A 1,518-nucleotide genomic window follows, 5' to 3' on the forward strand; every position below is an offset into this window, starting at 1 on the left:
ACCGCCACGGTCCCCTCCCATTTAAGGTGCAGAATTGCCGGGATGGCGCCAACCGCAACGGCACAGGCAAAGGTCAAGGCCACAAACAGGCTTACTTTTCTCCAGTTCACTCCCCTGTTATCCATATATTCCTCTCCTCTCTTAGCAGACTGCGTCAACCTGGTTTCCACATAGGATAAGATGATGCGGGAAATATTAGCGGGCTGTATGAGGCAGGGTGAAAAAGAAAGTGCTTCCTTTGCCAGGAGTGCTCTCCGCCCACATTTCTCCCCCATGCGCTTCGATAATAAACTTGCTGATGGCCAGCCCCTGGCCGCTTCCGCCGAATTCCCTCGACCTGGATTTTTCTCCTCTGTAAAAAAGGTCGAAAATATAAGGCAGATCCTCTGCAGAGATCCCGATCCCGTTATCCTTTACTTGCACCTGTAAATGATTGTCCAGAGATTTTATTTGAACTTCGATCAGCGCATGATCACCGGAATAGCCTTGAGCATTTTGAATCAAATTATCCATGACTTGCTCAATACGGTGTTTGTCGACATGAACAAGAACAGAGGTCAGTGGACGCACTACATGGAATTTAACAGCGGAGTTCTCAAAGGAAGTCTCAAAGGAGTTAAGGATTCTTTCAAACATTGGCTTGGAGTCGGTCAGTTCTTTTTTGATTTCCAGGCGTCCCAATTCGAGCTTTGAATACTGGCTGAGATCCTCGACAAGTCGGTCCAATTGTTCCGATTTGTCCTTTATCACCCCTAAATAACGCTTAAAGCTTGCTTCATCCCTGGCCACCCCATCCTCCAAACCCTCCACATATCCTTTGATAATAGCAATCGGAGTGGCCAAATCGTGAGAGATATTGGCGACTAATTGTTTCCGGGACAATTCATAAGCCGCTTGTTTATCCAGGGATTGTTGCAGTCTGATTCGCATGAGGTCGAAAGCTTTGGCAAATTGCCCAATTTCATCAGCAGCCTGGTGCTTTAACTCATAGTTTAGATTGCCCCGCGCAATTTCATCGGTCGCCCGGCTCAACTCTTTCAAGGGATGCAGGATGCTTTGGGTTATGATGTGGGTAAAAAGAACCAATAAAACAATTAAAGAAAGAAACCCGGCCCCGATACTCAGGAAAACATATGTGGTCATTCTGGTGTATATGTTATAAGGCGGAACATCGGGATCGGGAATAACGGTGACAGTCCCTGTAACATTGCCGTTTACCACAATAGGGAGATGATAGTTATGCTGATTTCCGGTGAGCGCCGCTTCCGGTCTGGCTTTCCCTGAATACCTGGCGGAGTCGAATACTGGCTGGCCCAGGTTATCAGTGATATGCAGATTTAATTGATATTCGTCAAGCAGCGGGGCCAGCATTCGGTAAAATGTATCCGGATGGTCAATATCCTTATAAGAAGCCACTATCCCGTCCATCAGTTTTCTGTTGATCTTTTCGATTTCATCCAGTTGGCTGGCGGCCTGATCTTTCAAGCCGCTCAGGCTGATCGTCAGGAAGCCCAGGGT

General features: G+C 47.4%; 1 protein-coding gene. It reads right to left on the reverse strand.

The features are described 5' to 3' along the window. Positions 1–195: 195 nt before the first annotated feature. The coding region (locus tag B3W37_RS02695; RefSeq protein WP_483174706.1) for a sensor histidine kinase at positions 196–1,518 on the reverse strand (1,323 nt) is incomplete at its 5' end.

The sequence above is a fragment of the Syntrophomonas sp. UBA5494 genome (assembly GCF_002426325.1).